The sequence below is a fragment of the Mesorhizobium sp. M7A.F.Ca.US.011.01.1.1 genome (assembly GCF_003998295.1).
GTDB lineage: Bacteria > Pseudomonadota > Alphaproteobacteria > Rhizobiales > Rhizobiaceae > Mesorhizobium.
The window spans coordinates 1-4,815 of record NZ_RZRT01000127.1 but is presented as its reverse complement, the minus strand read 5'-3'; the positions used below and the strand labels follow the sequence as shown (position 1 = coordinate 4,815).

Genomic DNA, 4,815 nt, shown 5'->3' with positions numbered 1-4,815 from the left:
TGCCAAGCGAACAGTCGAAACCGTCTGTGACGCCATCGGCCAAATCCTCGGCACCGTCACGTCAACCGAATGCCGAAATTACTTCACAGAGGCAGGCTATGCCCAACCTAAATTCATCCCGCTCTAGGTATTTTTGGCTACCCCACTCAGCCGCAATAAAATCGACGATAGCGTCGTCAATAAAGCTCAAAAGAAATTTGGCACCTGCGGCATCAATGTTTTTTAGAAGTACGGCGAGGCGCTCAGTGTCTTGATGGTTAAAATGACCCTTAACGTACTCGTTGAATATTCTCCCTTCAGATTTAACGTATGGCGGATCGAGATAGACAAAGTCACCCTCTCTAACATTGCTCGAGATCACGCTATAGAAATCACCATGTTCTATCAGCGTAGTTTTTAGGCGTTCGGAACAAGCGATGAGATCTTGGCACGTAGGGTAGCTTCCGCGCCGCTGCGACGCGAACGGAACGTTGAACTTTCCGGACTTATTGGTCCTGAAAAGACCATTGAAGCAGTTCCGATTGAGGTACAACATTGAGGCGGCTTGGTCGAGTTCGTCGGGTTCCGTGCCGAACCGCTGTCGGATAGCAAGGTACGTTTCTTTCTCTCGATTAGGCACTACCAGTCGTTCGTGCAGCTCGGTCGGCCGGTTCTTCACTTGATTGAATAGGTTCACGACCTCCCAGTTAAGGTCCGAAAGCAGAGCGTCTTTCGGATTCAAGTGAAAGTAAAGCGCTCCAGAGCCGACGAATGGCTCCAGATAGCGAGAAAACTCTGGAGGAGAATTTTCGGCCAGCTTTTTTACCACCGACCTTTTGCTTCCTGCCCATCGCAGAAACGGCTTCGCAGCGGCGACCTCATTCGTTATTATTGTCTGCTCGCTCACTGCTTCAATCATAACTTCTATTTTCGATCCTATCGACAATCAACCAATACGATATTTTTTTCAGCGCACCAACTGTATCAACCTGTAAGTTGCCTGCAATGCGCTCGGTCACCTGTAATGAATAATATTTTGCCTAGTTGGCGATTGAGGACTTATACGGCGCCAGAGTCGATTCGGCAGCATCTGTGACGGTATACATGACATCGGCTACGTGCTGCGCCTGGTGGGGGCAACACGGCGCTAGGCGCTGGCTGGTCGCTTAAGGAGCCGCCTCGGTGTCGTGGTCGTACCGCTCCGCAAAGTTCGCCCCACTACAAAAAAGTTTGCCTCTCCCGCAACGTCGCCTTGATGGCGGGTGTGTCCTCTTCGATCTCGCCTCGGTTCGCGAGGGGCGCATCACCCTTGGCGCCGTCGACGGGACGATCTATCGCGACACCTGGTCGAAGGAATTGCCGCAACGCGCGGAGATTTCCTGCTGCCGCGTCTTGCCGGGGGATAAAGAAAACCTCGCCCCCTATCTTTCCTCCACAATCCTTAAATAAGCCGCCGTCACGAACAGCACGATCAACCCGAATAGGATGCGCCGTGCCCCCTCCGGCATCTGCAAAATCGTTAAGAGCGTCGTCAGCACGGTGAGGATCAGCGCACCGATGATGGTGCCGGTGTAGCCGCCGCGGCCGCCGAAGATGGAGGTGCCGCCGATCACGGCGGCGGCCACCGAGGGCAGCACCAGCGGTTCGGCGAGCGACAGCGAAGGGCCTTGATGAGGCCGATGTAGAGCAGGCCGGTGATGCCGGCGAGCACGCTGGAGATCACATAGAGCGCTGTGATGACCTGCCAGTATTGCACGCCGGACAGGCGCGTTGCGCGCTCATTGTCGCCGACGGCGTAGAGCAGGCGGCCGAAGCCGGTGCAGGCGAGCGTGAAGACGATCAGCGCCATGACTGCTTAGGCCCAACGGCGGCTTTCCATCACTCGCCTCGCAGCCCCGGCCCTTTCTGCCAGGAAGGCGCGGCAGGGCTATGGATACTTCGTCGGCGGCACCCCAGGGTTCAAATCGCCCTGCAGTTCCTTCGGCAGCGGCAGGCTTGAGCATTGCAGGTGCACTTCCCGCGCAAACAGCTTTCGTTGCTTCTGCTCATGCTCCTTGATGGCTGCGACGAGCCCCATCGAGTATGGACCAAGCAAGACGCCGAAACCCCACCCCGGATGCTCTTTCTCGCGAGCCTCGTAATCCGAAGCCGCCCTGCGGGCCTGCTGGCATGCCGGCGAAGCCCATTTCTGGTCCTGCTGCGAAAGCGACGCCTCATAGTCGACCGGGGAGGTCGCGCATCCAGCCACTGCCGCGGTCAATGCGAGGGAGATTGCGATTCTCATCCGAAGCCTCTCCTGAGCCTTGTAAAGGGCCTGCATAGACCTCTTCATCCCACAAGGCGATAGCTGCGGTCGGGCGCCTTCCCCACCCTCCTCAACCCGCCGCCCTCTCCTCGGCCTTCGAGCCCGCCCGGATTCGAACCCATGCCCGGAACCAAATCGCGGGGACTGGAACCAAATCACGGGCGAGACTGTTCAGTTGTAACTTTGATCCCACGCTGCGGCCGGCAAAGCGGCGACATTGAGGAGTTCTCACCATGAAGATTTCATCCGGATTTCGTTCCATCGCGGTTGCCGCCATCGCCACCGCGAGCATCGGCTTTGCCAGCGCCGCGCATGCCGACAGCGGCACGATCCGCTTCTCCGTCTACAAGGCGGCCTTCTTCGTCGGTGGTTCCGGAGGCAAGGGCACCTTCACATTCCATGGCAAGAGCTACCCGATCTCGATCGGCGCCGTGTCCGGAGGCCTGGCCTTCGGCGTGTCCAAGACATATTTCCGCGGCACCGTGCGTCACATCAGACGCGCCCGCGACGTGACCGGGGTCTACGGAGCGGCCGGTGGCGGCGGCACGATCGGCAAGGGCGCCCAGGTGATCCTCATGACCAACGACAAGGGTGCCCAACTCGAACTCTCGGGCAAGCAGGTCGGTCTGCAGGTCAACGCCGACCTCAGTGGCATGGCCATCTCGTTCGAGTAAGGCCGTCATTCCGGCCGGACCATATTCAAAGGGCGGTGCCGGCTTCGAGTCGACGCCGCCCTTATCATTTACCTAGCTCCTGAGCCCCGGCGCTTCCTGCCCCGTCCGCTCGACATATTCCGTATAGCCACCGCCATAGGTGTGGATGCCTTCGGGCGTCAATTCTAGCACGCGGTTGGAAAGCGCCGCCAGAAAATGCCGGTCGTGCGAGACGAACAGCATGGTGCCCTCGTACTGCGAAAGCGCCGTGATCAGCATCTCCTTGGTGGCGATGTCGAGATGGTTGGTCGGCTCGTCCAGAACCAGAAGGTTGGGCGGGTCGAACAGCATCAGCGCCATCACCAACCGCGCCTTCTCGCCGCCTGACAGCACACGGCATTTCTTTTCGATCTCGTCGCCGGAAAAGCCGAAACAGCCGGCAAGTGCCCTGAGCGGCGCCTGACCGGCCTGGGGGAACGCGTCCTCCAGTGTCTGAAACACGGTGCGCTCGCCTTCCAGCACTTCCATGGCGTGCTGGGCGAAGTAGCCCATTTTGACACTTGGCCCGCGCGCGACCGTGCCGGTGTCCGGCTCGGAAGCGCCGGCGACCAGCTTCAGGAGCGTCGACTTGCCGGCGCCGTTGACGCCCATGATGCACCAGCGCTCGCGGCGGCGGACCTGGAAGTCGAGCCCCTCATAGATGGTGCGGCTGCCATAGCCCTTGTGGACGTTCTTCAGCGTCACGACATCCTCGCCGCAGCGCGGCGCCGGCAGGAAATCGAAGGACACGGTCTGGCGGCGCTTCGGTGGCTCGACGCGGTCGATCTTGTCCAGCTTCTTCACCCGGCTCTGCACCTGTGCGGCATGCGAGGCGCGCGCCTTGAAGCGCTCGATGAAGGCGATCTCCTTGGCCAGCATCGCCTGCTGGCGCTCGAACTGTGCCTGCTGCTGCTTGTCGGCGATCGCGCGCTGCTGCTGGTAAAATTCGTAGTTTCCGGAATAGGCGGTCAGCGAACCGGCGTCGATCTCGACCACCTTGTTGACGATGCGGTTCATGAACTCGCGATCGTGCGAGGTCATCAGCAGCGCGCCGTCGTAGTTTTTCAGGAAGGACTCCAGCCAGATCAGGCTCTCCAGGTCGAGATGGTTGCTTGGCTCATCGAGCAACATGGCGTCGGGCCGCATGAGCAGAATACGCGCCAGCGCCACGCGCATCTTCCAGCCGCCGGACAGCTTTCCGACATCGCCGTCCATCATCTCCTGCGAAAAGCCGAGGCCGTCGAGCACTTCGCGGGCGCGGCCATCCAGCGCGTAGCCGTCGAGTTCCTCGAAGCGGTGCTGCGCCTCGCCATATTTTTCGATGATCTCGTCCATCTGGTCGGCCTGGTCGGGATCGGCCATGGCTGCCTCGAGCGCTGCCATTTCGGCCGCGACTTCGCTGACAGGCCCGGCGCCGTTCATCACTTCGGCCACGGCGCTGTGGCCTTCCATGTCGCCGACATCCTGGCTGAAATAGCCGATGGTGACGCCGCGATCGACCTGCACCTGGCCTTCGTCGGGCTGCTCCTGGCCGGTGATCATGCGAAACAGCGTCGTCTTGCCGGCGCCGTTCGGCCCGACGAGGCCGACCTTCTCACCCTTCTGCAGCGACGCCGACGCTTCGATGAAGACAAGCTGACGGCCGTTCTGCTTGCTGATGCTTTCAAGTCTGATCATGCGGTGTCCGGGGAACTGGAATTGGGAGGATTTTCCCCGGGCCATACGCGATGACTGGCGCAAGAGGAAGAGGCGCAAGCGCCGCAGCGCTTCACCCTCCCCCTTGTGGGGAGGGTCGGCGCACCGGCGTTGCGAAGCAAGGTCGGTGGGACGGGGTGGGGG

The 4,815-nt window shown here is 60.4% G+C and carries 4 protein-coding genes and 2 pseudogenes; 2 read left to right on the top strand and 4 right to left on the bottom strand.

The genetic code is table 11. From position 1 onward, the window contains the following. Positions 1 to 61 precede the first annotated feature (61 nt). Positions 62 to 898, bottom strand: a complete 837-nt coding sequence (locus tag EOA13_RS36515; RefSeq protein ID WP_127297970.1) for a Dam family site-specific DNA-(adenine-N6)-methyltransferase — start codon at positions 896 to 898, stop codon at positions 62 to 64. 395 nt (positions 899 to 1,293) lie between these two features. Here EOA13_RS36515 and EOA13_RS39660 point away from each other — a divergent pair. Further along, positions 1,294 to 1,385, top strand: a pseudogene (locus EOA13_RS39660) (MoaD/ThiS family protein); the annotation flags it as partial. 15 nt (positions 1,386 to 1,400) lie between these two features. On the opposite strand, the pseudogene EOA13_RS36505 reads toward EOA13_RS39660, so the two are convergent. Next, positions 1,401 to 1,825, bottom strand: a pseudogene (locus tag EOA13_RS36505) (ABC transporter permease); the annotation flags it as partial. 81 nt (positions 1,826 to 1,906) lie between these two features. Continuing rightward, complete coding sequence (locus EOA13_RS36500; protein WP_127297969.1) at positions 1,907 to 2,263, bottom strand: hypothetical protein; 357 nt, start codon at positions 2,261 to 2,263, stop codon at positions 1,907 to 1,909. A 254-nt stretch (positions 2,264 to 2,517) separates the two neighbouring features. On the opposite strand from EOA13_RS36500, the gene EOA13_RS36495 reads away from it, so the two are divergent. Then, a complete protein-coding gene (locus EOA13_RS36495; RefSeq protein ID WP_127255770.1) occupies positions 2,518 to 2,958 on the top strand; it encodes a hypothetical protein in 441 nt (146 codons plus the stop codon). A gap of 72 nt (positions 2,959 to 3,030) precedes the next feature. On the opposite strand, the gene EOA13_RS36490 is transcribed toward EOA13_RS36495, so the two are convergent. Next, positions 3,031 to 4,653, bottom strand: coding sequence for an ABC-F family ATP-binding cassette domain-containing protein (locus EOA13_RS36490; protein ID WP_127255771.1), 1,623 nt, complete (start codon positions 4,651 to 4,653; stop codon positions 3,031 to 3,033). Positions 4,654 to 4,815: the final 162 nt, after the last annotated feature.